Below are 23,791 nucleotides of genomic sequence, written 5' to 3'. Positions count from 1 at the left end.
TCTACCCCTGCACGTCCTTGATCACCGGCATGGTCCCCGTGATGGCCTCCGCCGACTGAGGAACGGGGTCGGGCAGGAGGGGGCGCACCCGGCGCTGGATCGCGCGGGTGATGTCGTCGGCGCTCTCCCGGGCGTCCATCACCAAGTAGCGGTCGGGCGCCTGGGCCGCCAGGCCGAGGAAGGCCTGCCGCACTCGGTCGTGGAACTCGGTGGGCTCGGACTCCATCCGGTCGGCGGGGCGCCCGTGCCGCTCCATCCCCGCCCCGGCGGGAATGTCCAGCAGCACGGTCAGGTCCGGCATGATGCCGTGCGTCGCCCAGTCGTTGATCTCGGTGATGCCCTCGGTGTCGAGCTGGCGGCCCGCGCCCTGGTAGGCCAAGGTCGAGTCGACGTACCGGTCGCTGATCACGATCGCCCCACGGCGCAGCGCGGGTTGGATGACGGTGGAGATGTGCTCCGCGCGGTCCGCGGCGTACAGCAGCGACTCCGCGCGCGGTGAGACACCCACCTGGCCCTGGTCCAACAGCATGGCCCGCAGCCGCAGCCCGACCTTGGTCGCGCCGGGCTCCCGGGTGGTCACCACGTCGAATCCCTCCTCGCGCAGCCAGATCGCGAGCTGGCGGGCCTGCGTGGACTTCCCGGCGCCCTCGCCGCCCTCCAGCGCGATGAAGGTCCCGGGGAATTGCTCCGGCGCCCCCTTCTTGCGGTCCGCGGCGGGGACGAACACCTTGACGATCTCCTGCCACAGCGTGGTCTCGGAGTCACCGACCAGGTTGCGGTACGAAACGAACGCGATCACCAGCGACACCACACCGCTGACGAGCAGGACACCGGCGGTGCCGTGGAAGTCGTAACGCAGGTCGCTCAGGACGAACTGGCGCTGGCCGATCGCGGCGGCGATCAGCGGAGCGACCGCCACCGAGCCCAGGAGCACGATCCGCGCCGTGGCGTGCAGGAACGCGAAGGTCCGACCACGGATCTCGTCGTCGACCTCGCTCCCGATGAGTGTCAGTCCGATGACCCACGCGATCCCCGCTCCGCAGCCCACGAACCCGGCCAGCAGCGTGGCCAGCACGAACTCCGGCACCAAGCCGATCACGATCAGCGAGACACCCGCGAAGGCGATCCCGAGCCCGAACAGCCGGCGCCGGTCGAAGTCCGCCAGCACCCGGGGGCCGAGGAACATACCGGCCGCCATGCCCACGAAGACCGCACCGAAGACCAGACCGAAGCCGGCGTTGCCGGCGCCCAGCGTCTCCACGAACGGGCGGGCGACACCGACCACCGCGCCTCCCGCGGCGAACGCGCCGAGCATACCCAGGAGCAGACCGCGCACCAGCGGTGTGGATACCGCGTAGTGCCACCCGCTCCAGATGGCGCGCCACAGGGACTCCGGCTGGGTGGGCGCTCCCGTCTTGGGGATGGCCAGGGTCCAGATCACCACCGCGGAGACGAAGAACGTGACACCGTTGATGTACAGCGCGATGTCGCTGGTGGCCATCGCCTGGGGATCCAGGCCGGGGACCGCGTGGGCGACCACGCTGCTGATCGTGGCGAGAACCGTGAACAGCGCGGCCGCGACGGGGGCCGTGCCGTAGGTGGTGAACAGGCTCAGCTGGTTGGCCTGCTCCAGCTTGTGCTTCGGGACGAGGTTGGGCACCGTCGCGTCCTTGGCCGGCGCCCAGAACAACGCGACGCACTCGGCCAGGAAGTTGGCGATCAGCAGCCACAGGATATCGCCGACGATCGGGATGGAGATGTAGAGCAGGCCACGCAGAACGTCGCCGCCGACGAGGATCAGCCGCCGGTCGAATCGGTCCGCCAACCAGCCGGCGAACGGCCCGAACAAGATGTAGGGCGCGAGTTTCAGCACCACCACACCGCTGACCGCGAAGTACTGCACGAGGGGGCGCTGGTCGGCGGTCAGGATCGCCGCCAGGGACATCAGGGCCAGCAGGCTCAGCCAGTCACCCAAGCTGGACAGGGACAGCGCGATCCACAGGCGACGGAACGGCCTGATGCGCAAGACGCTGCGAGCCTGGGTCGGATCCCCGAGTGGTCCTGTCATGTTTTCACCGTATATCGCTGTTCGGCGCCCCCGGGGGGAGAGCGAGTCCAAACACGTCGGGGGCCAAGGGACGGCACCCAACCGCACCGCTGGCGGCCGCCGGGCGAGCCGCACCGACAGGGCCGGGGACCGCTCCGACCGCGCAGCGCCGGCTACGCACTGCTGGCGGTACGGGGCCGTCCACTCGGGGGCGGTCGCTCGGTGTCCGTCACTCGGTGTTCGTCGAGTCCGTGTTGTTCGTCCGACGTGTGGACTTCTTGGGGGCGGGTTTCTTCGGCGGCGCCTTCTTCGTGGTCTTCTTGCTCGGCGCCGACGACTTCTTTTTGGCGGGAGCCGCGGCCCGTCGATCGGCCAACAGCTCCGAGGCGCGCTGCACCGTGATGGACTCCACCTCGTCGCCCTTGCGGAGCGAGGCGTTGGTCTCGCCGTCGGTGACGTAGGGCCCGAAACGCCCGTCCTTGATCACCATCGGTTTGCCCGTGTCCATGTCCTCCCCCAGCTCGCGCAGGGGCGGGGCGGCGGCGCGGCGGCCGCGTTGCTTGGGTTGGGCGAAGAGCTCCTTGGCCTTGTCCAACGTGACGGTGAATATCTGCTCCTCGTTCTCCAAGGAGCGACTGTCCGTGCCCTTCTTCAGGTACGGCCCGAACCTGCCGTTCTGGGCCGTGACCTCCTCACCGTCGAGGTCACCAACAACGCGGGGCAGACTCAGCAAACGCAGCGCGTCATCCAGGGTCACCGTGTCCAGGGACATGGACTTCAGCAACGACGCCGTACGTGGCTTGGCGGCGGCCTTCGCCTTGGAGCGGCTGCTCTTGGTCTTGGTCTCGGTCTCCTGCTCCTCCAACACCTCGGTGACGTACGGCCCGAACCGGCCGTTCTTGGCGACGACGACACGGCCGGTGTCGGGGTCGGTGCCCAGCTCTCGATCCTCACTGGGCTGTGCGAACAGCTCCTCGGCCCGCTCGGGCGTGAGCTCGTCGGGCGCGAGGTCGTCGGGAACGGTGACCCGTTTTCCGTCCCGCTCAAGATACGGACCATAGCGCCCGACCCTCAAGACGATGTCACTGTCGGAAATCGGGAAGGAGCTGACTTCGCGCGCGTCGATCTCGGCCAGGTGGTCGTCCACCATCTTGTGCAGTCCGGGCTCGTCCTCGCTCCCGCTGTAGAAGCGGCGCAGCCACGGGACGCGTTCGGTCTCACCGCGCGCGATCTCGTCGAGTACGTCCTCCATTCGGGCGGTGAAGTCGTAGTCGACGAGGTTCCCGAAGTGCTGCTCCATCAGCCGGATCACGGCGAAGGCAAGGAACGACGGCACCAGCGCCGTCCCCTTCTTGAAGACGTAGCCGCGGTCCAAGATCGTGCCGATGATGGACGCGTAGGTCGAGGGGCGCCCGATCTCGCGGTCCTCCAGCTCCTTGACCAGGCTCGCCTCTGTGTATCGGGCGGGAGGACGCGTGCTGTGGCCGTCCGGCTCCACGCTCTGCGCGGTGACGTGCTGCTCCTCCGCGAGCGGGGGCAGACGACGTTCCCGGTCGTCGAGCTCCGCGTCCGGGTCGTCCGCGCCCTCGACATAGGCCTTCAGGAAGCCGGGGAAGGTGATGACCTTGCCGGTGGCGGTGAACTCCGCCCGCTCGTCGGCACTGGAGTTGCCGACCACCGACACCTTGACCGACTCGCCGACGGCGTCCTTCATCTGGGAGGCGACGGTGCGCTTCCAGATGAGTTCGTAGAGGCGGAACTCCGCTCCGGACAGTCCCGTGTGCGCCGGGGTGCGAAAGGTGTCCCCGGACGGCCGGATCGCCTCGTGCGCCTCCTGGGCGTTCTTCACCTTGTTGGAGTAGACGCGCGGCTTCTGCGGCACGTAGGAGTCGCCGTAGAGCTGCGCCGCCTGCGCCCGCGCGGCCGCCACCGCGTTCTCCGACAGCGTGGTGCTGTCGGTACGCATGTAGGTGATGAAACCGTTCTCGTAAAGGCGCTGTGCGACCTGCATGGTCTGCTTCGCCGACAGACCGAGCTTGCGCGAGGCCTCCTGCTGCAACGTGGTGGTGCGGAAGGGGGCGTAGGGGCCACGCTTGTACGGCTTGCGCTCGACGCTGCCAACGGTGAACCGGGCCGCGCGCAACCGCTCGGCGAGCCCGGTGGCCGCGGCCTCGTCGAGATGCAGCACACCCTTCTCCGCACGCAGCGTCCCCTGGGCGGTGAAGTCCCTGCCCTGAGCGACGCGCAGACCGTCCACCGACGACAACAGCGCCTGGAATGTCGCCGGGTCGCCCTCGGCGACGTCCGGCGCGAGGAAGTCACCCTTGAGGTCCCAGTAGTCGGCGGCCGTGAAGGCGACCCGCTCGCGCTCCCGCTCGACCACGAGTCGCGTGGCCACGGACTGGACACGGCCCGCCGACAACTTCGGCCGGACCTTCTTCCACAGCACCGGGGAAACCTCGTAGCCGTAGAGGCGGTCCAGAATCCGGCGGGCCTCCTGGGCGTCGACCAGACGCAGGTTGAGGTCACGGGTGTTCTCCGAGGCGCGCTGGATCGCCTCACGGGTGATCTCGTTGAAGACCATGCGGCGCACGGGCACCTTGGGCTTCAGCTCCTGCTGCAGGTGCCAGGCGATCGCCTCGCCCTCGCGGTCCTCATCCGTGGCGAGGTACAGCTCGTCCGCGTCGGCCAGCAGAGCCTTGAGCTTCTTGACGTGCGCCTTCTTGTCGGAGTTCACGACCCACAACGGCTCGAAGTCGGCGTCGATGTTGACGCCGAGTCGCGCCCACGACTCCCCCTTGTACTTGGCGGGGATCTCCTCCGCCCGCTCGGGGAGGTCGCGGATGTGTCCGATGCTCGACTCAACGACGTACCCACGTCCGAGGTAGCCGGCGATGGTCTTGGCCTTGGCCGGCGACTCGACGATGACGAGCCGGTTCCCGGCCCCCGCCGTGTCGCTCGAGCTGCCCTTCTGGGATGGCACGCTGTTCCCCTACGTCCTAGCCTCACGTCGATCGGACAACGGAACCGATCAGGTTCACGTTCCCCGCTGTATGCTCTGCGCCCGCTGGGAGATGGGCCCACCACATCCCCGCCCCAGTATCTTTGGCACGCTACCGGACGCTGGCCGGGGCCACGCTATGGCGAAACACCCCTCGGCAGACGCAGAATAAGCGCAATGCTTGAGTATGAGTACCAGGAACTCCGATTCCCGCGTGGAACTTCCCGCGGGATCGCCCGCAAGGCGTTGACCGAGCACGCGGAGTACGGACGTTGGGAACTCGCGAGGGTACGGCTGTACCCGGACGGGAGTCGACGTGTGGTCCTGCGACGGAAAATCATCCGACGCCACGCCGTGATGTGAATTACGCCACCCCGACGTAGATGGACGTGGCAACGATCACGGGCCCGCCCCGAGACGGAGCGGGCCCGCGGGGTGGACGTTCTGGTGGTGACCAGAACGTCCGGCGACGATGTGCGACGCGGACGGCGGTGAGCCGTCACCCGGGCGTGTGGCTGGATGGGTGGGGCGGTGGAGGCGCCGGACAGCCGCGGTACCTCGGCTGCTCTCTGACGACTGCTCTCCCGAGCCGATGAGTGCGCCCGCGCCGATGCACCGCGCGCCCCCACTGTCTCCACGAGCCACCGGGTGGGTCACCCCGTCCGGCCGCGCGTCAGTCCCCTTGACTAGTCGGCGATGGCGCCGGACTCTTCGCACTCGGCGTTGGCGACACCGAGCAGCGCGCCGACGGCGATGCCGCAGGCGTTGATCGGCACGTCCACGTCGGCGATGATCTGGTTGCCGCCGAGGATGCTGCCGTTACCGGAGGTCGCGGCGTTGATGCTGTCGTTGTCGTACTCGCCGTGGTGGTGGTGCCCACCGTTGGCGTGCGCGGTCCCGGCGCCGAACGCCAGCAGGCCCGCCGCGACGAGAGCGGTCACCGAGGTCGCCTTCATCCACTTACGCATGTGCTGCTCCTTCGTGATGGATCGTGCTTACGTGATGTGTGCTGTACTGCTGGTACTGCTGAACCGCCTGGCTGAGTGGGGCACCACGCCGGTGGGACGCGGTCCGCGACGTCAGCGGTGACTAGTCGGCGTAGGCGCCGGACTCCTCGCAGTCGGCGTTCGCCACGCCGCCAACGGCGCCCACGGCGATCCCGCACAGGTTCACGGGGACGTCCAGCTCGGCGATGATCTGGTTGCCGCCGAGGATGCTGCCGTTGCCCGAGGTGACCGCGTTGATGCTGTCGTTCTCGTAGTCGTAGCTGTGCGCGTTGGCCGTGCCGGCGCCGAACGCGATCAGGCCAGCGGCCATCAGAGCGGTCACGGAGGTCGCCTTGATCCACTTGCGCATGTGCTGCTCCTTCATCCAGGAATGCTGTTCTGTCTGGTGTTGCCTAAGGGACTGCTGTCGGCCCATCCGCGCCGGTGGGACGCGGTGTGCCCGCCACGCGTGAACTAGTCGGCGATGGCGCCGGACTCGTCGCACTCGGCGTTGGCGATGCCGGCGACCGCGCCGACGGCGATGCCGCAGACGTTCACGGGCACGTCCACGTCGGCGATGATCTGGTTGCCGCCGAGGATGCTGCCGTTGCCCGAGGTGACCGCGTTGATGCTGTCGTTCTCGTAGTCGTAGCTGTGCGCGTTGGCCGTGCCGGCGCCGAACGCGATCAGGCCAGCGGCCATGAGAGCGGTCACGGAGGTCGCCTTGATCCACTTGCGCATGAGAGTTCCTCTTTCCCAGATGTGCTTTGTTCGTGCTTTTGACGAGGTACTACCGAGGTACTGCTGACTGGTCAGTCACTGACCAGGTGCCGCTGGGGTCCCGCTTGGACCTGCGGGGACGGCCGGGCCGCCGCGACCAGCCCGTCACCGGCAGAGGACCGGCGGAGAACTAGTCGGCGATCGCGCCGGACTCTTCGCACTCGGCGTTGGCGACACCGAGCAGCGCGCCGACGGCGATGCCGCAGGCGTTGATCGGCACGTCCGCGTCGACGATGACCTGGTTGCCACCCGCGATGCTGCCGTTGCCCGAGGTGACGGCGTTGATGCTGTCGTTGTCGTACTCGCCGTGGTGGTGGTGCCCACCGTTGGCGTGCGCGGTGCCCGCACCGAAGGTCAGCATGCCGGCCGCCACGAGAGCCGCCACGGAGGTCGCCTTCATCCACTTGCGCATGATGTGAAGTCCTTTTCGCCTGAGAGTCTTTGGTTCACTGCTGGTCAGGTGGCACCCCACGCCGGTGGGACGCGGGCGCCGTGTCGGGCCTAGTCGGCGACGGCGCCGGACCCGTCACACACGGCGTTGCCGATACCCCCGACGGCTCCGACCGCGACGCCGCAGACGTTCACGGGAACGTCCACGTCACCGATGATCTGGTTGCCGCCGGCGATGCTGCCGTCGCCCGAGGAAACGGCGTTGACGCTGTCGTCCTCGTAGCTGTGGCTGGGCTTGTGGCCGTGGTCGTCACCGGAGCAGTCAGCGTGCGCGGTCCCTCCGCCGAGCAGCAGGAGTCCCGCCACCGCGAATGCCGCCACCGAGGTCGCCTTGAGCCACTTGCGCATCGTGATTCCTTCGAAGTCAGACTGTGGTGTTCGCTTGCACTGCGTGTTCTGGTGCCGCGGGTACCGCCGGGGCGATACCCGCGGGTCATGCTCTGGAGTACTGCGAAAGGTCGACCGGTGCGACTAGTCGGCGATGGCGCCGGACTCCTCGCACTCGGCGTTGGCGACGCCGAGCAGGGCACCAACGGCGATGCCGCAGGCGTTGATCGGCACGTCCACGTCGGCGATGATCTGGTTGCCGCCCAGGATGCTGCCGTTGCCCGAGGTGACCGCGTTGATGCTGTCGTTCTCGTAGTCGTGGCCGTGGTGCCCACCGTTGGCGTGCGCGGTGCCCGCGCCGAACGCCAGCAGGCCCGCCGCAACAAGAGCGGTCACCGAGGTCGCCTTCATCCACTTGCGCATGGTGTTTGATCCCTTCGAGAGTTCCTGTGTGCGACAGGACGGGCGAGCCTCGTGTCGACTCCGAGGCCCCCACGTGCCGCGTTCCGATCCAGCCGCGGTCTGTGCGTGGAACGCGGGACGCGTGTCCCTGTGTCTGCTGTGCGCGATGTCGCGCTTACTCAGCTCCGGCCCTGCCGGGCGGGCTGAGGTGAACCCCGCGACGCGGCTGGCCGCGGAGCTCACATCAGCCGCCCCGCGGGCAGCGTTGCTGGATGCCATGGTGTTCGCCCTTCACACGTGCGTTGCGTGTGTTTCTCGGTCCGTCGCTGGTCATCGAGGAAGGCGGTGACGTCGCCTCCACGCTGGCGCGCTCCGACAGAGGACAGGTGTCCGCTGTGGGAAGCCGAAGGAGGCGAGTTAGTCGGGCGAGAAGGAAGGGTCGTCCGCGGCGTCGGCGACGACCGGGACTTCGCCGTTCGTGGACGGCAGGCGGAGGCCGGAGTCGGCCGCGAGGTCCACCCGGTTCACCAGGAAGCCGGCGGCGGCGACCGGGCTGCTTCCGGCGGAGGTCACAGCGGAGCCGCTGCCCTGCGCCGCGTCGTTTCGTTCCCCACGGTCCGAGCCGTCGGAGCCGGAGCCCACGGGCGCCGAACCGACCTGCTGCTGACCGTGGGTCCACGGGGTGGGAGCGTTGGCGAACGAGGGGTCGGTGACCGCCGCGTCGCTCTTCTGGCTCTCCTTGCGCTGCCCCTCGCGGTCGGCCGACCGCGAGACGGAGTCCTGCGACGACACCACGTGTGGCGTCGGAACCTGGTCCGCGTTCGGGCGGGCGGAGTACGTCGCCTCCACCAGACCGGCCGGGATGTCGATGGCCTCACGCAGGCTCGTGTCGACACCACCCAGGATGTGGCTCGTGTCGGCGCCGGTGGTGTCCCGCACCACCTCGGACAGTCCGGACCCGATCTCCGTGACGGGTCGGAGGACCTCGCTGCTCTCCAGCGTGTCCGCCGTACCGCGCAACGTGTCGGTGACCCCGGTGACGGCTCCGCCCGCTGTCCGCAGGAGGGCTGATGTCACCGATCCCGAACCGTCGTCGGACGACGCCTCGGTGGCGCTGTCGGATTCCTGCGCTCGGGTGGGCGTGGGTGTCACCACTGTGGTGAGGAGCCCGTCCACCCCCCGCACGGTCTCCGCGGGGACGTCCCGGACGCCGAGTGTGCGCGACGCCGTGTCCGTGACCTCCCCGACCACCGGCGGTCCGGGGTCGGATTCGGTCTCGGCCTCGGTGCCCGCGTGGGTCTGGGCGTCGTTGGTGTCGTTGGTGTCGTTGGTGTCCGCGTCGGACTCCGTGGACGCCGCCGATGTCGCCACGTCCGTCACCGGTTCCGGTGTGGTCGTGGCGTCCTCGCCGCCCGCGTCCGGCGCCGGGGCGTCGGACTGGGTCTCGGTGGCGTCAGAGCCAGAGCCAGAGTCACTGGAGCCAGAGTCAACGCTGGGCGCCTGGTCCGTCGCGGATTCCGCCACGGACTCGGTGTCCTGTACCGCGTCTCCCACGACGTCAGTGGACTGCGTGGACTCTGTGGTCCCCGTGGTCTCTGTGGTCCCCGTGTCCTCGGCGGACTCCTCGGCGTTCCCACTGGAACCGGAGACACCGAGGATGTCGGTGACGGGCCCGGTGACCTGACCGAGAGCGTCCGGCGCCGCGGCCTGAGCCGCACCAGCGCCGATGGCCCATCCGGCGGCCGCGAACCCCACGACGACGAGAACGCGCCGGGACAACATACGCACACGGCTACGGGTGCTGACTCGCACCTCGTCCGTGTCCGTCGCCATCGTCCGGTCACTCCTCCGCGTCGCGATAACAGCCACTGATCGCATTCGGGTGGCTACGAGAAGTGACACTAGCAGTCCGGTCGTCGCCGTGTGCAAGTTTCGACGCGCCCACCCAAAAAATGTGGCGAGGCGGGGACCAGGGGATCACCAGGACCACCCCCAATCCGTGCAATACCTGGTCAAGCGCCTCACAAAGCAGAACCGGGGTACACGACGGGCATCTTCCGACATGCCACCTGTGCCCCGGTTGAGCCTTTCCTGGGCCGCGGAGGCCACCCACCGGTCGTCACCGAACGTGAGCGCCCGCTGAGGGCGGGTCGGTGACACCACCGCGACCGGGCCCTCGACCGACGCCGTCCGGCGAGTTCGGCTCAGCAGGCGTCAAAGAATCGGTCAAGGACACGGACACCGAACGTGAGCCCGTCCACCGGGACACGCTCGTCGACTCCGTGGAACATGCCCGCGAAGTCCATCTCGGGGGGCAGACGAAGGGGTACGAAGCCGAAGTTGCGGATATCCAGGTCGCTGAAGTGCTTGGCGTCCGTCCCGCCGGACAGGCAGTAGGGAACGGTGGTGGCTCCGGGGTCCTCCGCGCGCAGGGACTCACCCATGGCGTTCACCAAGCCACCCGAGAAGTCCGTCTCCACCGCGGGGAGGTGGTGGATGAACTCACGCGTGACGTTGGGGCCCAGCAGCCGGTCGACCTCCGCGAAGAACGACTCCTCTTCCCCTGGCAGGAACCGGCCGTCCACCAGGGCCGACGCGGACCCGGGGATGACGTTGACCTTGTACCCCGCTTCCAGCCCGGTCGGGTTCACCGAGTTGCGCAGGGTGGCGCCGACCATTCGGGCGACCGGCCCCATCCGGGCGACGGTGCCCTCGACGTCGTTCTCGTCGAACGGGATCCCGAACGCCTCGCACACCTCCTCCAGCAGGGTCCGCACCGTCTTGGTGAGTCGCAGCGGGAACTCGTGCCGGCCCAGGCGCGCGACCGCGTCGGCGAGTTCGGTCACCGCGTTGTCGTCGTTGGTCATGGACCCGTGGCCGGCCGTGCCCCGCGCGGTGAGACGCATCCACGCGATGCCCTTCTCCGCGGTCTCGATGAGGTACAGCCGCCGGTCCTGCCCGACGTCCAGACTGAACCCGCCCACCTCACTGATCGCCTCGGTGCAGTCGGCGAACAACTCCGGGTGCTCACGCACGAGGTACTTCGCCCCCCACGTGCCGCCCGCCTCCTCGTCCGCGACGAACGCCACCACGAGATCCCGTGCGGGCTTACGCCCGGAACGCAGCCGGTCCCGCAACGTGGCGAGCATCATCGCGTCCATGTTCTTCATGTCGATCGCGCCGCGACCCCACACGCACCCGTCCGCAACCTCCCCCGCGAACGGGTGCCGGCTCCAGTCCTCCGCCGCGGCCGGCACCACGTCCAGATGCCCGTGCACGAGCAACGGCGCCCGACTCGGATCGGCCCCCGGGATCCGCACGACGACGTTGGACCGCTTCGGGTGCGACTCGTAGATCTCCGGCTCCACCCCCACCTCGGCCAGCTTCTCCGCCACATACTCCGCGGCGACCCGCTCCCCCGGCCCCGAGTGGTCCCCAAAGTTCGAGGTATCGATCGCGATGAGCTCACTGCAGAGCCCCACAACCTCCTCTTCCCCCGTCACATCCATCCGCCGACCGCCGTCCATACCCAACTCCTTAGCCTCGCGTCCTCCCCATGATGCTCCCCAACCCAAAAACGTGCACCGCCACTACTCCGGCTTTGCTATCGTTAGACCTGTCTGGTGCTGCGACAGCACCCCACGTCCGGGTGGCGGAATAGGTAGACGCGCTAGCTTGAGGTGCTAGTGGCCAGCAATGGCTGTGGGGGTTCAAGTCCCCCCTCGGACACTTGAGTAGGCATAGCAACACATAGAGTTGCACGACATCTCGATCCCAGGGCCCGGTGCCCTGGGATTTTTCGTGGGTTGCCGCGAGCAATGCGCGCTCAGTCCTCAGCTGTCGTGCATAACCTTCCGCGGGGTTCGGGTCGGTGAGTTGACGGCGGGCCTGGCGAAACCGTGGGGGCACAGCCGGAGGGCGATCCGGTTGTTCTCTGCCTACGTACCCAGTGAGCGGTGGACCGAGTCGTAGTCATGGTGCAGGCCGGCGGCGCGGCAGGCGGCGGCCTGCGCGGGCGGGTCTCGGGGGGAGGTCGGTCTGCGACTGGTTCGGCTTGGGGTCCGCCCGCGCCACCTCCGTCGCCGATGGCACCACCAGCCCACGAGGCTGACCTCACGTCGAGACAGGCCCAAGCCCGCTCCTTGATGCAACGCCTCGCCCGCGATGACGTGGGTGATCTCGTACTCTCCACCGGGACCGCCTCCGTTTACGCCGGGCAGCAGCCTTATCCAGCAACCTGTCCCTCCGGACAAGATGAAGCTGGGCGATTCCCCCTATCAGTCCGGAATGCGGCCCAGGGGAAGCGGCCCCGCAGATAGGATCGCCGTCATGGCGCTAGAGGACACGAAGCCCACTACGGACATCGTGGAAGAACACTTCGACCATCGTGGCACCGGCGTGGAGGCTGAACAGGAGCCAGACACACCGGAATCTGAATCCGGTAAGCCGTGGAATCCCGACCAGATCAGAGTCAGTACAAAGCAGTTCTCACTGCGCAACGTCATGGACATGATCGACGACGGGTCTCTGGAGCTGGCCCCCGACTTCCAGCGCCGACAGGTCTGGAAGGTGACGCAGAAGTCCCGCTTGATCGAATCGGTCCTACTCCAGATTCCTCTGCCGGCCTTCTATTTCGCCGAGGATGCCGACGGCATGCTGCGTGTTGTCGACGGCCTGCAGCGACTCTCCACAATCAACTCATACGTCCGTGGCGGGGAGACCGACGGTTTCGCCCTCAAGGGACTGGAGTACCTCAACGAGGAGGGCCATCGATTCGCTGAGCTTTCGGCACCTTGGCAGCGGCGCATCAACAACGCCCAGATTGTCGTTCACGTCATCGACCCGACGACTCCACGAGAGGTCACCTACGACATCTTCAAACGGATCAACACCGGCGGTACTCCGCTAAACGCCCAGGAGATCCGCCACTGCATGAGCCAGACACGCAGCCGCACTATCCTCCGCGAGCTCGCCGAAACGCAGGAGTTCAATGAGGCTGCGGGGAATCTATTCGGTCACGTCCGCATGGTCGATCGCGAACTCGCCCTGCGCTTCACCGCCTTCTGGCTCCTAGGCGTGGACGAGTACCTGAAGCGACCGGCTATGGACGCCTTCCTGGAACGCACCACGGCCTGCCTCGACAAACCCGAAATGGTGCCGGACGAGAAGGTCGCCGAACTTAAGATGGCGTTCCGCACGGCGATGCAAAACGCGGCACTTGTCTTCGGCCCACACGCCTTCCGCAAGTGGCCTCTGGGAACTGAGTCACGCAACCCGCTCAATCGTGCCCTATTCGAGACCTGGTCCATCGCGCTCGCCCGATTCAGTGAAGACGACCTGCATCGGCGCAAGGGTCAGGTCGTGGCCCATGCCCGGAAACTGATGACCGACAATGTGGACTATCTGAATGCCATCACTGCCTCTACCGGGGATGCTTGGCGAGTCCGCCACCGGTTCGAGATTACCCAGAGCGCCGCAGAGGCAGGACTGTGATCACGCGGCTGGAGGCGCGCAACTTCAAACGGTTCACCAGAGGCGCCTTCGATCTTCGAAGCATGACCGTGCTCAGCGGCCTCAACGGCACCGGGAAGAGCACGGTGATCCAGTCGTTGCTGCTTTTACGCCAGATCTCGGAGACCCAATCCGGTAACACCATCCAGCTCAACGGTCCCTATGGGCTGGCCTTGGGGGAGGCCCAGGAGCTCCTGCCGCTGGATGCGGACACCTCCGTGATCGAGCTCATCCTGCACAGCGGGGCACAGCACCGGCGCTACGAACTGGTCGTACCGGAGAAACGCGCCCTCTATCTCGAACTGAACCGGGCCTATGAGGCACCTCTCCCAGAACTGACCAGACGGGGTAGCGGGTTCACCTATCTGTGTGCCGAACGCCTAGGCCCCCGGGACCAGTTGAACGTCTCGGCCGCGGACATCAGCAGGATCGGCGTCGGGCACCAGGGGGAGTTCACCGCCCAAGTGCTGGCGGTGAACGAGAGCAAGCAAGTATTGGAAGGACTCCAGCATCCACCGACAACTGAGGAGTACGGGGTCACCACGTTACGCACTCAGGTCGAGGGCTGGGTCTCGGATATCATCCGGCCGATCCGCATCAGCGCCCAGTGGCCGAGCGGTATCACGGCCAGCACCGTCCGATTCCAAGAACCCGGAGTGTACGGCGAGCTGATCCGCCCGACGAACATGGGCTTCGGGGTCTCCTATGCGCTCCCCATAATCGTCGCCGGACTGCTCGCAGAGCCCGGCGGCCTCCTCATCGTAGAGAACCCGGAGGCTCACTTGCACCCGGCCGGCCAGTCCCGCATCGGACACTTCCTGGCCCGAGTCGCGGGCTCGGGGGTCCAGGTCGTCGTAGAGACGCACAGTGACCATGTCCTCAATGGCATCCGGATCGCGGCGGCGGACGACGCAGTCATCCCGGCCGAGGACGTGGCAATGCTCTACTTCGGCGCGGAGGACCCCGGGGCGATGTCGATCAGCCTCAAGTCCAACGGGGAACTCGCCACGTGGCCAAAGGGCTTCTTCGACCAGATCGAACACGACCTCGGGAGGTTGGCGCGTGTCCGGCGCCGGTGACGCCTTCCGCTTCGTTGTCGACGAGTCGAGTCTGGACTTCCGAGGATTCGACGATGCCGAACTCACATGGCACCTCGACCGGCTCAGCCAGACGCTCCAGACATTGCGCACTGAAGCCACAGTCGCCGTGTTCAGCCTCATCTTTGACACCCAGTGCCTCGACGGGACGGAGCTCGGGAACTTCCTCTTCAGCCGTGAGTCCGACCGGATCTCGCCCGACGTCCGGCGACTACTCGGGATCCAACTGGATCGGTGCCCCAGCTGGGACGAGGGCTTTGCCGTGAACACTCCCACAGAAGTCCAGATTGCCGACGTGCCGATCGACCCGGCATGGTCTGTCGGCTATGCCCTGTACAACACCACCATCGGGTACAACACAGGATGCGTGGTGTTCGCGGCTCGCCACTATGACTGGCTCTCCGTGAGCGGTGACGACCACGTCGGCGAGGTCTGCTTCCTCACCGACACAGATGGCCTGCCCGTGTTCTGGCAAGGTCTCTTCAGACGCGAAGACATCCAGGAGGCGGAATTCCTGGACCACGCCACCCGCGCGTTTCCCAACCTGATCTGCGCTCCCGGCCTCCGATTCGGGGCTTTCGACGGCTCCTATCGCGAGATGCGCGACTGGACAGTCCATGTGCTCTCAGTACTCGACGCTCACTTCGCTGAAGCCTTGACGTCGTGCAACGGTCAGGCCCACCAAGTGCAGGCTCGGTTGGGCTCCAAGGGAGTCACCGTCTCTCAGGAAAGCCCGAGCACGCGAAGCAAGCCGAAGGTCATCGCTCAGCGGGATGTCAAATACGGAGGGGAAGTCTACCGCTGCGAGTGGCACGCCAAGAAGGAGGGCCACCGTAATCGCATCCACTTCGCTCTGCCCGACTCGAAGTTGGGGGATCGTATATTGATCGGTATCTTCACCGACCACCTTGACACCTGAGAGGCCGTTCGCTTCGTTGGATGGTGAACAAGGGGGTGTCACGGCCTGTTGAGCACTGGTTTCCCGGACACACTTCAGCCCGGCGGAAGGCAAGGTAGACCAGCGTTGGCGAACACGCTCATAGGAGCTGTTGCACCGCACTTCGACTGCGCCGAGCTCCAAGACTTCTGGATTCGTAACATCATCGAGCACGGAGCAAGCAACCCTGACCGGTGCAACCAGTGACCGTGCTTTCAGCGAGGCCAGCGATCTGAGGCGGTGCCTACGCGGGCTCGCCACCACCCTGACGAGCACCGGGTGGTGCACAAGGCTCGTCTAGTCACGATAGAAACGCCGCCCAGCCCGCACCCGCCACCCATCGGCGAGACCAACGGCCACGCGTGCATAACCTGCGACCACCCCGTCGATCGCGGCCAGAAGAATCACCGCAACGATGGTTGTGCAACGGGACCAACGGGACGACTCCATCGCAGGCCACCGCCCATCCGACGCGATGGATGTAGACAGGGTCAGCCCACCCGGGCCTTACCCCATCCTTCTTTTGGCCACGCATTGCCGCGGAGGAAGTCCAGTGTGGCCGTTGACGTATTCCTATATGGATATATGTTGGTGTCATGGCACGAGCAGCAACGACGTCGGACGTTTTCAATGCGATCGCGGAGCCGCAGCGCAGGGAGATTCTGATGCTGCTGCGTGCTGGCGAACGCGCGGTGAACGATCTGGCGCACGACTTGGGCTTGGCGCAGGCGGGTACGTCGAAGCATCTGCGAGTGCTCCGGCAGGTCGGACTGGTACAAGACCGTCAACAGGGCAAGCAACGTCTCTACCGCCTCGATGCCCGGGGGCTGCGCTCGGTCCACGAGTGGACGGGCGGGTTCGAGCGGTTCTGGAACGAGAGCTTCGACCGTCTGGACGCATACGTGCAGGACCTGAAGCAGGAACACACGAGGGAAAGCTGATGAGTAGCACGAGACGAGATACACGAGATCGAGAGATCGTGATCTCCCGCGCCATCGACGCACCACGGGAGTTGGTGTTCGAAGCGTTCACGGCAGTACGGCATCTCGCCCGCTGGTGGGGTCCGGAGGGGTTCACGACCACGACGCGGGCGTTCGAGTTCCGCGTCGGCGGAGTCTGGGACTTCACGATGCGAGGCCCGGACGGCACCGACTACCCCGAGTGGATCACCTGGACCGAGATCACTCCGCCCGAGCGGATCGCGATGCTCCACGGCGAGCACCGCGACGACCCGGACGCGTTCGAGTCGGTCCTCACGTTCACGGCGGACGGAGACACGACCAAAATCGAGATGCTCACCGTCTTCCCCACCAAGGAACTACGCGACAAGGCGATCGAGAAGCACGGTGCGATCGAGGGCGGCAGGCAAACGCTTGACAACCTCGCCGCCTACGTCGCCGATGCCCCGCGGAACGGAGTTGAGAACTGATGGCCGGCACGGTGTTCTTCAGTGTGTCGATGTCGTTGGACGGGTTCATCGCGCCCGAGTCCCCGGAAGCGCTGATGGGAAAGCAGTGGATGGAGCTGCAAGCGTGGGCGTTTCGGCTGCGCTACTTCCGAGACAGTCTCAAGTTGGGCGGCAGGGGCGAGGAGGGCCGCGACAACGACATCGTCCGAGCGACGTTCGAGCGCACCGGAGCGAACGTGATGGGCAAGCGGATGTTCGACGCCGGCGAGCGCTCCTGGCCCGACGAGCCGCCCTTCCACAGCCCGGTCTTCGTCGTCACGCATGAGACGCGCGAGCCGTGGGAACGTCTGGGCGGGACCACGTTCCACTTCGTCAACGACGGAATCGAGGCGGCGATCGAGCGGGCGCGCGCCGCCGCCGGAGAGCAGGACGTCCGCGTCTCCGGCGGCGGCGAGACGATCGTGCAGTGCCTCAACGCCGGCCTGATCGACGAATTCACGATCGCCCTCGCACCAGTCCTGTTCGGAAAGGGCGTCCGACTCTTCGAAGGCGTGGACGACAGTCGTGTCGCCCTGAAACAGGTCAGCTCGGAGTCCTCAACACCACACGCCACCCACCTGACCTACACCGTCCAAGGCCGCAGAGCGCCAATCTGAACACACCACCAGCCAGTCCACAGGGCCTCCAAACAATTGGGCATCGGACACGGCCGCGTCCGGTGCCCAATCACCTGAATCGGACGCGACCACGAGGTAGAGGCAAGCTCCCCTCGCAACGTGCGCCTGTACGAAACACACGGCTTCTGCCGGTTACCGGACGAGTGCCTGTCAAACGGTCCCGCGCTCCATCCGATGCTCCGAGAGCCACGACACATTCGTTTGACTGACCCTGCCATTCACTCCGAGGGATCGACACCACCGGCGGCTCTCCGAATGGAGTATGGGCCCTCCGACGCCGGCGAACAGGTTGGTAAGCCCTCAGCGAGCGAGTGTTGTGGGGCAGTGGGCGTGTGAGTACGCTACCGAAGGTGCCCTACGTCTTCGCCCTTCCCGCGGAAGAGTGGGAACAGCGCGATACCATCCTGCGGATCAGGCATAGTCGATTTCTCACGGCCACCGTCCCCTCGGCCGCGCCCCCAGCCTCGTCGCAGAGCCAGGTCGCCCTCGTTTTCGTCCCCGATACAGACGGAGATGCCGACCGGTACCACCTGCACGCTATGGGGGTCGTGTCCCGCGCTCGCGGCGAGAAGGTCGCCACAATCGGGCGACGGGTGAAGGCGGAAGCGCTTCGGGAAGTGACTGCCCCCTTCACCTCCACTGACATTGACCTGGACGAGGCGACGCACGACGAACTCACCCGTGCCCTGCGAATGGGTGCGGCTCCGTTGTCCCCGAAGGCGGGCGATGACGTTCTCGCCGCACTGCGTCGAGCCGATCCGTCGCTTGCCAGACTCCTCGAGTGGCTCGGCGGACTCCTCGACCCGGATCGTATTGAGGGCGACTCCTTTGTCGAACAACTCTGGTGGATGGAGCGCGATGCGCTGCGCGTGGCAATGCGTATCGCGGATCTGCCCTCCACACCGATCAACGCCTGGCGACGGCCAACCGACGGGGCACCATACCTGTCAGGGCTAATCACCGACCCGACCGAACAGAGCATGATCGAACACGACGCTCGGTCCCTGATTCCTGAGGGTTGGTACCGCGATTCCAACCGGCTCGAGCGGCATGACATCACCGTGGTCACCGATGGTGACCGGCGGCTGGAGATTACCAACGTCAATGCGACCCCCGTGGAAGGACGGCTGGGCGCGGACTTGATCTACTACCACGAGAACTCCCGCAGTTTCACCCTGGTCCAGTACAAGAAGCTCGGGCCGGAGCGAGACATCCTCGTCAACCAGCAACTGCGTAGGCAGCTCGATCGCCTTGAGTACATCAGCACGCTCAGCTGTGCTCCCCGGGGTCCGGAAGACTGGCGCGTCGGCTCTGATCCCTGTCTACTCAAGCTCGTCGAGTGGACGCCCGATGGCGCAGGGCGCTCCCAAGGCGCTGGACGGGGAATGTACCTTCCTGTCTCTTACGTGCGGCTACTGCTGGAACATCCTTGCACTGAAGGAATTCGGGGTGGACGGAGACTCGGTTATGGAGTCGTGCCGCGCTACCTGGACAACAGCCGGTTTATCGACCTGGTGAAGGAAGGGCTCATCGGCACGGTCGGCACTACCGTCGAGCAACTGCGTGCACTGGTGACCCAACGGGTCTCCCAGGGGCATGGGGTGGTCATGGCCGCGGAACGGGGTGGCGAGACCGCGAACGCCCGCCAGGCGCGAAACCGCAGCCGCGGTCCGACCCGCATCCGCCCGACCTCCGGACAGCAACGTCTCTGGTGAGCCCTTCCCTTGTCAGGATCCGCCGAGGGAGTCGATTCGCCTCCCGGCGCGGTGGCGGAACAATAGGCCCGGATCCCCCCGGGAACCGCCTCGATCGCGGCTCGTTTCTCGGCGACAAATAGCACTCACATTTCTTTGGCGGCCACTTCCTCGATCATGTTCGTGATTGTCTGACTTTTTCGTGTGCCCGGTGACCCCTCGATCCTTACATTGCGCCGACCCAGTGAAGCGAGAATAGCGAAATGTTGCGAGGAATCGGAGTCCCACACGAGGAATTCGTCCCATGGTGGCTCCTCGTCCAGATCGGCGGCGCCCGAGGTCGCCTGTTGTGCGCACACAATTTCGATCACGACTCATATCCCGTGAGAGCCGCCACGAGACCGTGAGAGGCGATGAGTGGTGTCGGGGATTGGAGATCCTCGACCATGGCGAACTTCTCGTAGCTGAATAGGCCGATGACGGGCGACTCGTCCAACTCAGCTCAGTCCCGTTACCTTGAGCGACCGCGCTCAGATTGGCGAAGACCACACGCATCTGATCGTGCGGGTCAGCCAGTTCCGCGAGTTGCGCCTCGAACTTCGCGACACAATCGTCTATGTCAATCTCGAAACCGTGATCCCTCATCAGGGAATGCAGCAGGGCCCGGTTCACCTCCGGCTCGCCGCCGCCTCCAATTGAAACTCGGACTGTGCCGCGTTTCGAGGACGAATAGAGATTGACCGCAGGAGGAGCGGGGAATGAAGTGGCGTAGGTGTGGGCGGATTCCGACATTCCGCACTCCGGCGTTGGGCCGGTGGAGGTCCTGGAAACCACCCGCTGATCGCGCCGCGCCCGCGCTCTTTCTGGCATACCCCTCGTACTCAGCTCGCCTCGGAAGTCGGATTGGTCCGACTTTGGATTGTTCGTGTTCTCGGAGACGGTATCCCAACCCCCTCAGCATCGGATCGCCTCCAGCCCCGTGTGGGTGAGAGCGTTGTCTCGTGAACACGATCGAGGACGTCATCGCTCTGGCCGCCGCCCGCGGCCTCCACCTGTCCGTCGAGGGCGCCGTGTTGATCGAGGCCGGCTTGGACTATCGGGTCGTCATGGCCGCTGACGAGGGTGGGCGCCGGTGGGTGTTGCGGGTGCCGCGTCGGGGGGATGTTGGGGACGGTATGGCCGCAGAGGTGCGGGTCCTTGACTTGGTGGGTCCGGTTCTGGCCGCTGATGGGGTCGCGGTGCCGGACTGGCGGGTTCGTACGGCGGAGTTGGTCGCCTATCCGGCCCTGCATGGTGCCCCTGGCCTGACCCTCACCGACGCCGGGGAGCCCGTGTGGCACATGGACCCCGCCTGCCCGGACTACGCCGCCCGCCTTGGGCGTCTGTTGGCGCGCCTGCACGCCGTCACGCCTGAGCGGGCCGAGGCCGCCGGGGTCGAGGTCCGTACGCCGGAGCGGGTGCGGCAGGCGTGGCGTGACGACATCGCGCGGGTTGGCTCGGAGTTCACCGTCGCGCCCGCCCTGTCGGAAGCGTGGGAGGCGTGGTTGGCCGACGACCTCTGCTGGCCGGAGCGGACCGTCATGACCCACGGGGAGATCTACCCCGCGCACGTCCTGCTCGCCGACGACGGCGCGATCACGGGTGTCCTGGACTGGACGACCGCGCGCGTGGACGACCCGGCCCGGGACCTGTCCGCGCAGTACGGTGCCGCGGGCGAGAAGATGCTGGGGGTCACCCTGGACGCCTACGCGGAGGCCGGCGGACACGTCCACTCCGGCCTGGCCGCCCAAGCCCGCCACCTGTGGGAGGCCTCCCCCATCGGCTTCGCCCTCTACGCCCTGACAACCCGCACCGAGGCGGACATGGCGACCGCGGCCACGATGCTGAACCCAGAGACCTGACCGACGGGAGCGAGTCCGCACCACCCGCGCCGCCGCGGGCGGAGAAAGTGCCACTACACCGCCCCCGGGGCCTGGGAATCCGTCGTCACTTCGCCGGTGTGGCCGTCGACGGTGGCGGTGGACGAGGTGGTGAGGAGTTGGGTCGCTTCAGGGACGGCCAAGACGGCGGGTATCCCGACCTCCCGGGCGACGATGGCCGCGTGGGAGAGCACCCCGCCCGTCTCGGTCACCACGGCCGAAGCCACCATGAACAGGGGTGTCCACGCCGGGTCCGTCGCACGGCAGACGAGAACGTCGCCGGGGCGCACCCTCGGAAAGTCGGCGGGTCCACGCACGACGCGCACTGGTCCGGACGCGGTTCCTGGGCTGGCCGGCACTCCGGTGAGGGCGGTGGGGCCGGCGGGCTGGTGGGGCCGCGCCGTGGAATCCGGCACGGGCACGGTCACGGGTCGGGCCTGAAGGAGCCAGGTGGTATCCGCCGTGCTGGCCCATTCGATGTCCCGGGGTCCGCCCAGAGTGGTGGAGACCTGGTCTCCGAGGGCCCGGAGTCGCAGGACCTCGGCGTCGGTGAGGGACAACCGGGTCCGTTCCGGAACGACTACGGGTCGGGTGACGAGACGGGCGTCGTCTCGATCGGCGCGCTCGGTCTTGACGCCGGGCCGGCGCTCAAGAATCCCGGAGTCCCCGACTCGCCAGGAGTCGGGGGTGACCTGGCCGGCGACGATCGGCTCTCCCACTCCCCATGACGCTTCGATCACGCTGGCGGCTCCGGTGAACATGACTCCCGAGACGTCGGCGTCGACGAACCGTTGCACCAGTACCGCCGTGGCGAACGCGTTCGGGTCCGGGTCCCGGCTGGCCTGTCGCGCCCGGTAGCCGACAGCCCGCTTCGTCCACAGCGACGCCCAGCACTCGAGGATCGCTTCGCACACCCGCTCCGCTCCGCGCACGGCGAGGACGCTGTCGTGCTGGCCCGCGGCGGACGCCTCCCGTCCGTCCTCCGTGATCGAGGACGAACGAACGGCGACACGGTCGGTCGTCGCCCCGTCGGTCAGGCGCTCCAGCGCCAGGGAGACGTCGTCGACGACCTCGTTCGGGAGCCGGAAGTCGCGAACGCGCGCCCGGGCCTCGGCGGCGTGATCGACGGAGAGTTCGGCGATACCGAGCGCCGCCGCCGCGGCTCGGTACACGCCGGCCGGCACCACGAAGCCTCGCGGCACGTCGAAGCCGGCCCGCGTCAGTTCGGCCAGCGGCGCGGCCTTGCCGCCAGCGGTCGCGGGATCGGCGTCGGCGAGGTCCACGACGTTCACAGCGGTCTCCCACCCGTGAAGCCCGTCCACCGTAGTTCGGTCGGGAGGTGGGACATGTCGTTGACCATCACCACCGCGGGAGGTTCCCCATCGGCGTGTTCGACGACCGTGAGCCCCGTGTTGGCGATACCGGCCAGTGCCATCCATCGTGCCGGTGGGGCGCCGAGCGCGTCGCGCACCATCCACGCGATCGGGTAGGCGTGCGTCACCGCCACCTCGTGGGTGGGGCGCCGCGCACGCCGGGTTGGTGCGCCGAACCGGGCCGCCAGCCCGTCCGCCGTCCTTCGGCCGGCGTCGGCCTCGGCGCGGTCGTAGCCGTCGAAGAACCCCAGCCAGGAGGCGGAGATGTCGTCGCTGGAGGGGACGAAGGGGACATGGTCGACGAGTTCCGCGGCCTCGTCGACCAGTACGCGGCCCATCTCCGCCGCGATGATCCGGGCGCTGTCCACCGCCCGGGGCAACGGGGAGTGCCACACTACGTCGATGGGCAGCCGCGCGAGCCGCTGGCCGAGCAACCGGGACTGTTCGCGGCCCTCGTCGGTCAACCGGCCCCACGCGTCGGCCGACCCGTGCCGCGCGAGGTAGACGGTGCGGGTGGGCATGGTCACCGACCTCCTCGGGGCTCCGCGGAGCGGCCCCGACCAAGACTGGACAGCAGGTCCTCATGGAGTTCGGCCCACACCACGTGGCAGGAGAGCCGGCCCACGCCGGCCACCCACTGGTCGTCGCCCTCGCGCGCCTTGGCCAGGGCCGCCGAGAACTGCCGGGGGTAGCGACCGAACCGAGGCAGCGCGTCGACGAGGTCGGCCATGAGGTCCCGTAGAGTCTCGGCCACGTCCGTCAGTCGCCGTAGGACCTCCTCCGTCCCGTCCTCCTGGCCCGTGGGTGGGCGCAACTGCCACTCGGTGATCGTCCGGACGAGGCGGTGATTGACCGTGCTTTCGAAGACGTCGGCCGTGGCTTGGAGCACGGACCGCGCTCCGGAGACCGCGAGCTCTTCCTGGACCAACGAGAGGTCACGGGCCTTCCCCGCTTCCGTGAGTATCCATCCACCCGCGTCGGCGAAGGTCATGCGCTCGATCAGGCGACGCCCTTCGAGGCCGCGCAGCGCGTCACCGACGACGCTGGCTGGGCGGTCGCAACGGTCGGCGACCGCCTCGGTGTCGGCGAATCCGGCGAGCCGCACCGCGCGCAGCAGGTGCGACTCGTCCCGGGACTCCCACGCCGCCGGGAGGGTGGAGTGATCAGTACTCATCGTGTTCG

At 67.1% G+C, this 23,791-nt stretch carries 24 protein-coding genes and 1 tRNA gene; 11 read left to right on the top strand and 14 right to left on the bottom strand.

All coding sequences use genetic code 11. The annotated features are described in order from the left end of the window. Position 1: 1 nt before the first annotated feature. Positions 2–2,068 (bottom strand): dTMP kinase, encoded by a 2,067-nt coding sequence (gene tmk / locus J4H86_RS19135; protein WP_236539234.1) that lies wholly within the window; start codon positions 2,066–2,068, stop codon positions 2–4. A gap of 208 nt (positions 2,069–2,276) precedes the next feature. Then, positions 2,277–5,030 (bottom strand): type I DNA topoisomerase, encoded by a 2,754-nt coding sequence (topA, locus tag J4H86_RS19130; protein WP_236539233.1) that lies wholly within the window; start codon positions 5,028–5,030, stop codon positions 2,277–2,279. A gap of 195 nt (positions 5,031–5,225) precedes the next feature. On the opposite strand from topA, the gene J4H86_RS19125 reads away from it, so the two are divergent. Next, positions 5,226–5,411: a DUF5703 family protein gene (locus J4H86_RS19125; RefSeq protein WP_236539232.1), complete on the top strand. Its 186-nt coding sequence runs from the start codon at positions 5,226–5,228 to the stop codon at positions 5,409–5,411. Between the two features lie 323 nt (positions 5,412–5,734). On the opposite strand, the gene J4H86_RS19120 is transcribed toward J4H86_RS19125, so the two are convergent. The 8 genes from J4H86_RS19120 to J4H86_RS19085 form a co-directional block, all read right to left on the bottom strand. Continuing rightward, entirely contained in the window at positions 5,735–6,016 is a 282-nt protein-coding gene (locus tag J4H86_RS19120) for a DUF320 domain-containing protein (RefSeq protein WP_236539231.1), read from the bottom strand. A gap of 121 nt (positions 6,017–6,137) precedes the next feature. Continuing rightward, positions 6,138–6,419: a DUF320 domain-containing protein gene (locus J4H86_RS19115; RefSeq protein WP_236539230.1), complete on the bottom strand. Its 282-nt coding sequence runs from the start codon at positions 6,417–6,419 to the stop codon at positions 6,138–6,140. An 89-nt stretch (positions 6,420–6,508) separates the two neighbouring features. Beyond that, positions 6,509–6,775: a chaplin family protein gene (locus tag J4H86_RS19110; protein ID WP_236539229.1), complete on the bottom strand. Its 267-nt coding sequence runs from the start codon at positions 6,773–6,775 to the stop codon at positions 6,509–6,511. 169 nt (positions 6,776–6,944) lie between these two features. Continuing rightward, on the bottom strand, positions 6,945–7,226 hold the full coding sequence (locus J4H86_RS19105) for a DUF320 domain-containing protein (protein ID WP_236539227.1): 282 nt from the start codon (positions 7,224–7,226) through the stop codon (positions 6,945–6,947). Between the two features lie 89 nt (positions 7,227–7,315). Continuing rightward, positions 7,316–7,612, bottom strand: a complete 297-nt coding sequence (locus J4H86_RS19100) for a chaplin family protein (protein WP_236539226.1) — start codon at positions 7,610–7,612, stop codon at positions 7,316–7,318. 123 nt (positions 7,613–7,735) lie between these two features. Further along, a complete protein-coding gene (locus J4H86_RS19095) occupies positions 7,736–8,014 on the bottom strand; it encodes a DUF320 domain-containing protein (protein WP_236539224.1) in 279 nt (92 codons plus the stop codon). A 396-nt stretch (positions 8,015–8,410) separates the two neighbouring features. Next, complete coding sequence (locus tag J4H86_RS19090; protein ID WP_236539222.1) at positions 8,411–9,826, bottom strand: hypothetical protein; 1,416 nt, start codon at positions 9,824–9,826, stop codon at positions 8,411–8,413. A 371-nt stretch (positions 9,827–10,197) separates the two neighbouring features. Then, a complete protein-coding gene (locus J4H86_RS19085) occupies positions 10,198–11,520 on the bottom strand; it encodes a M20/M25/M40 family metallo-hydrolase (protein ID WP_236539221.1) in 1,323 nt (440 codons plus the stop codon). 116 nt (positions 11,521–11,636) lie between these two features. Here J4H86_RS19085 and J4H86_RS19080 point away from each other — a divergent pair. The 8 genes from J4H86_RS19080 (at position 11,637) to J4H86_RS19045 (ending at position 19,338) form a co-directional block, all read left to right on the top strand. Further along, a tRNA-Leu gene (locus tag J4H86_RS19080) sits at positions 11,637–11,722 on the top strand. Between the two features lie 600 nt (positions 11,723–12,322). Then, positions 12,323–13,486, top strand: a complete 1,164-nt coding sequence (locus J4H86_RS19075) for a DUF262 domain-containing protein (protein WP_236539219.1) — start codon at positions 12,323–12,325, stop codon at positions 13,484–13,486. A 62-nt stretch (positions 13,487–13,548) separates the two neighbouring features. Further along, complete coding sequence (locus J4H86_RS19070; RefSeq protein WP_236539218.1) at positions 13,549–14,583, top strand: AAA family ATPase; 1,035 nt, start codon at positions 13,549–13,551, stop codon at positions 14,581–14,583. Then, positions 14,567–15,520 carry a hypothetical protein gene (locus J4H86_RS19065; RefSeq protein ID WP_236539217.1) on the top strand — a complete coding sequence of 318 codons (954 nt, stop codon included), beginning with the start codon at positions 14,567–14,569 and terminating at the stop codon, positions 15,518–15,520. Before J4H86_RS19070 ends, J4H86_RS19065 begins: the two co-directional genes overlap by 17 nt. Before the next feature lie 614 nt (positions 15,521–16,134). Further along, positions 16,135–16,479, top strand: a complete 345-nt coding sequence (locus J4H86_RS19060; RefSeq protein ID WP_236539216.1) for an ArsR/SmtB family transcription factor — start codon at positions 16,135–16,137, stop codon at positions 16,477–16,479. Then, complete coding sequence (locus J4H86_RS19055; RefSeq protein ID WP_236539215.1) at positions 16,479–16,967, top strand: SRPBCC family protein; 489 nt, start codon at positions 16,479–16,481, stop codon at positions 16,965–16,967. Before J4H86_RS19060 ends, J4H86_RS19055 begins: the two co-directional genes overlap by 1 nt. Further along, complete coding sequence (locus J4H86_RS19050; RefSeq protein WP_236539214.1) at positions 16,967–17,602, top strand: dihydrofolate reductase family protein; 636 nt, start codon at positions 16,967–16,969, stop codon at positions 17,600–17,602. The genes J4H86_RS19055 and J4H86_RS19050 overlap by 1 nt, the downstream gene beginning before the upstream one ends. A gap of 371 nt (positions 17,603–17,973) precedes the next feature. Further along, complete coding sequence (locus J4H86_RS19045; RefSeq protein ID WP_236539213.1) at positions 17,974–19,338, top strand: hypothetical protein; 1,365 nt, start codon at positions 17,974–17,976, stop codon at positions 19,336–19,338. 125 nt (positions 19,339–19,463) lie between these two features. On the opposite strand, the gene J4H86_RS19040 is transcribed toward J4H86_RS19045, so the two are convergent. Beyond that, positions 19,464–19,688 (bottom strand): DEAD/DEAH box helicase family protein, encoded by a 225-nt coding sequence (locus J4H86_RS19040; protein WP_236539212.1) that lies wholly within the window; start codon positions 19,686–19,688, stop codon positions 19,464–19,466. A 145-nt stretch (positions 19,689–19,833) separates the two neighbouring features. Between J4H86_RS19040 and J4H86_RS19035 the strand changes: the two genes are divergently transcribed. After that, positions 19,834–20,016, top strand: a complete 183-nt coding sequence (locus J4H86_RS19035; RefSeq protein ID WP_236539210.1) for a hypothetical protein — start codon at positions 19,834–19,836, stop codon at positions 20,014–20,016. Positions 20,017–20,318: 302 nt separating this feature from the next. Beyond that, a complete protein-coding gene (locus J4H86_RS19030; RefSeq protein WP_236539208.1) occupies positions 20,319–21,218 on the top strand; it encodes a macrolide 2'-phosphotransferase in 900 nt (299 codons plus the stop codon). Positions 21,219–21,271: 53 nt separating this feature from the next. Here J4H86_RS19030 and J4H86_RS19025 read toward each other — a convergent pair whose 3' ends face one another. The 3 genes from J4H86_RS19025 to J4H86_RS19015 are packed head-to-tail and all read right to left on the bottom strand — an operon-like array spanning position 21,272 to position 23,783. Continuing rightward, positions 21,272–22,528 carry a PEP/pyruvate-binding domain-containing protein gene (locus J4H86_RS19025; protein WP_236539207.1) on the bottom strand — a complete coding sequence of 419 codons (1,257 nt, stop codon included), beginning with the start codon at positions 22,526–22,528 and terminating at the stop codon, positions 21,272–21,274. Next, entirely contained in the window at positions 22,525–23,130 is a 606-nt protein-coding gene (locus J4H86_RS19020; protein WP_236544089.1) for a histidine phosphatase family protein, read from the bottom strand. The genes J4H86_RS19025 and J4H86_RS19020 overlap by 4 nt, the downstream gene beginning before the upstream one ends. Before the next feature lie 2 nt (positions 23,131–23,132). After that, on the bottom strand, positions 23,133–23,783 hold the full coding sequence (locus J4H86_RS19015; protein ID WP_236539205.1) for a hypothetical protein: 651 nt from the start codon (positions 23,781–23,783) through the stop codon (positions 23,133–23,135). Positions 23,784–23,791 lie beyond the last annotated feature (8 nt).

This window comes from Spiractinospora alimapuensis (genome assembly GCF_018437505.1).
GTDB classification, from domain to species: Bacteria; Actinomycetota; Actinomycetes; order Streptosporangiales; family Streptosporangiaceae; genus Spiractinospora; species Spiractinospora alimapuensis.
Note: the sequence above shows the minus strand (reverse complement) of the source record. Positions and strands in the feature narration are given on the sequence as shown.

Coding starts and splice junctions, on each gene's coding strand:
- J4H86_RS19100 (WP_236539226.1), bottom strand. CDS start 7,612: ATGCGCAAGTGGCTCAAGGCGACCTCGGTGGCGGCATTCGCGGTGGCG.
- J4H86_RS19055 (WP_236539215.1), top strand. CDS start 16,479: ATGAGTAGCACGAGACGAGATACACGAGATCGAGAGATCGTGATCTCC.
- J4H86_RS19015 (WP_236539205.1), bottom strand. CDS start 23,783: ATGAGTACTGATCACTCCACCCTCCCGGCGGCGTGGGAGTCCCGGGAC.
- J4H86_RS19020 (WP_236544089.1), bottom strand. CDS start 23,130: ATGCCCACCCGCACCGTCTACCTCGCGCGGCACGGGTCGGCCGACGCG.
- J4H86_RS19050 (WP_236539214.1), top strand. CDS start 16,967: ATGGCCGGCACGGTGTTCTTCAGTGTGTCGATGTCGTTGGACGGGTTC.
- J4H86_RS19090 (WP_236539222.1), bottom strand. CDS start 9,826: ATGGCGACGGACACGGACGAGGTGCGAGTCAGCACCCGTAGCCGTGTG.
- J4H86_RS19085 (WP_236539221.1), bottom strand. CDS start 11,520: ATGGACGGCGGTCGGCGGATGGATGTGACGGGGGAAGAGGAGGTTGTG.
- J4H86_RS19125 (WP_236539232.1), top strand. CDS start 5,226: ATGCTTGAGTATGAGTACCAGGAACTCCGATTCCCGCGTGGAACTTCC.
- J4H86_RS19095 (WP_236539224.1), bottom strand. CDS start 8,014: ATGCGCAAGTGGATGAAGGCGACCTCGGTGACCGCTCTTGTTGCGGCG.
- J4H86_RS19105 (WP_236539227.1), bottom strand. CDS start 7,226: ATGCGCAAGTGGATGAAGGCGACCTCCGTGGCGGCTCTCGTGGCGGCC.
- J4H86_RS19060 (WP_236539216.1), top strand. CDS start 16,135: ATGGCACGAGCAGCAACGACGTCGGACGTTTTCAATGCGATCGCGGAG.
- J4H86_RS19075 (WP_236539219.1), top strand. CDS start 12,323: ATGGCGCTAGAGGACACGAAGCCCACTACGGACATCGTGGAAGAACAC.
- J4H86_RS19115 (WP_236539230.1), bottom strand. CDS start 6,419: ATGAAGGAGCAGCACATGCGCAAGTGGATCAAGGCGACCTCCGTGACC.
- J4H86_RS19120 (WP_236539231.1), bottom strand. CDS start 6,016: ATGCGTAAGTGGATGAAGGCGACCTCGGTGACCGCTCTCGTCGCGGCG.
- J4H86_RS19110 (WP_236539229.1), bottom strand. CDS start 6,775: ATGCGCAAGTGGATCAAGGCGACCTCCGTGACCGCTCTCATGGCCGCT.
- tmk (WP_236539234.1), bottom strand. CDS start 2,068: ATGACAGGACCACTCGGGGATCCGACCCAGGCTCGCAGCGTCTTGCGC.
- J4H86_RS19070 (WP_236539218.1), top strand. CDS start 13,549: ATGACCGTGCTCAGCGGCCTCAACGGCACCGGGAAGAGCACGGTGATC.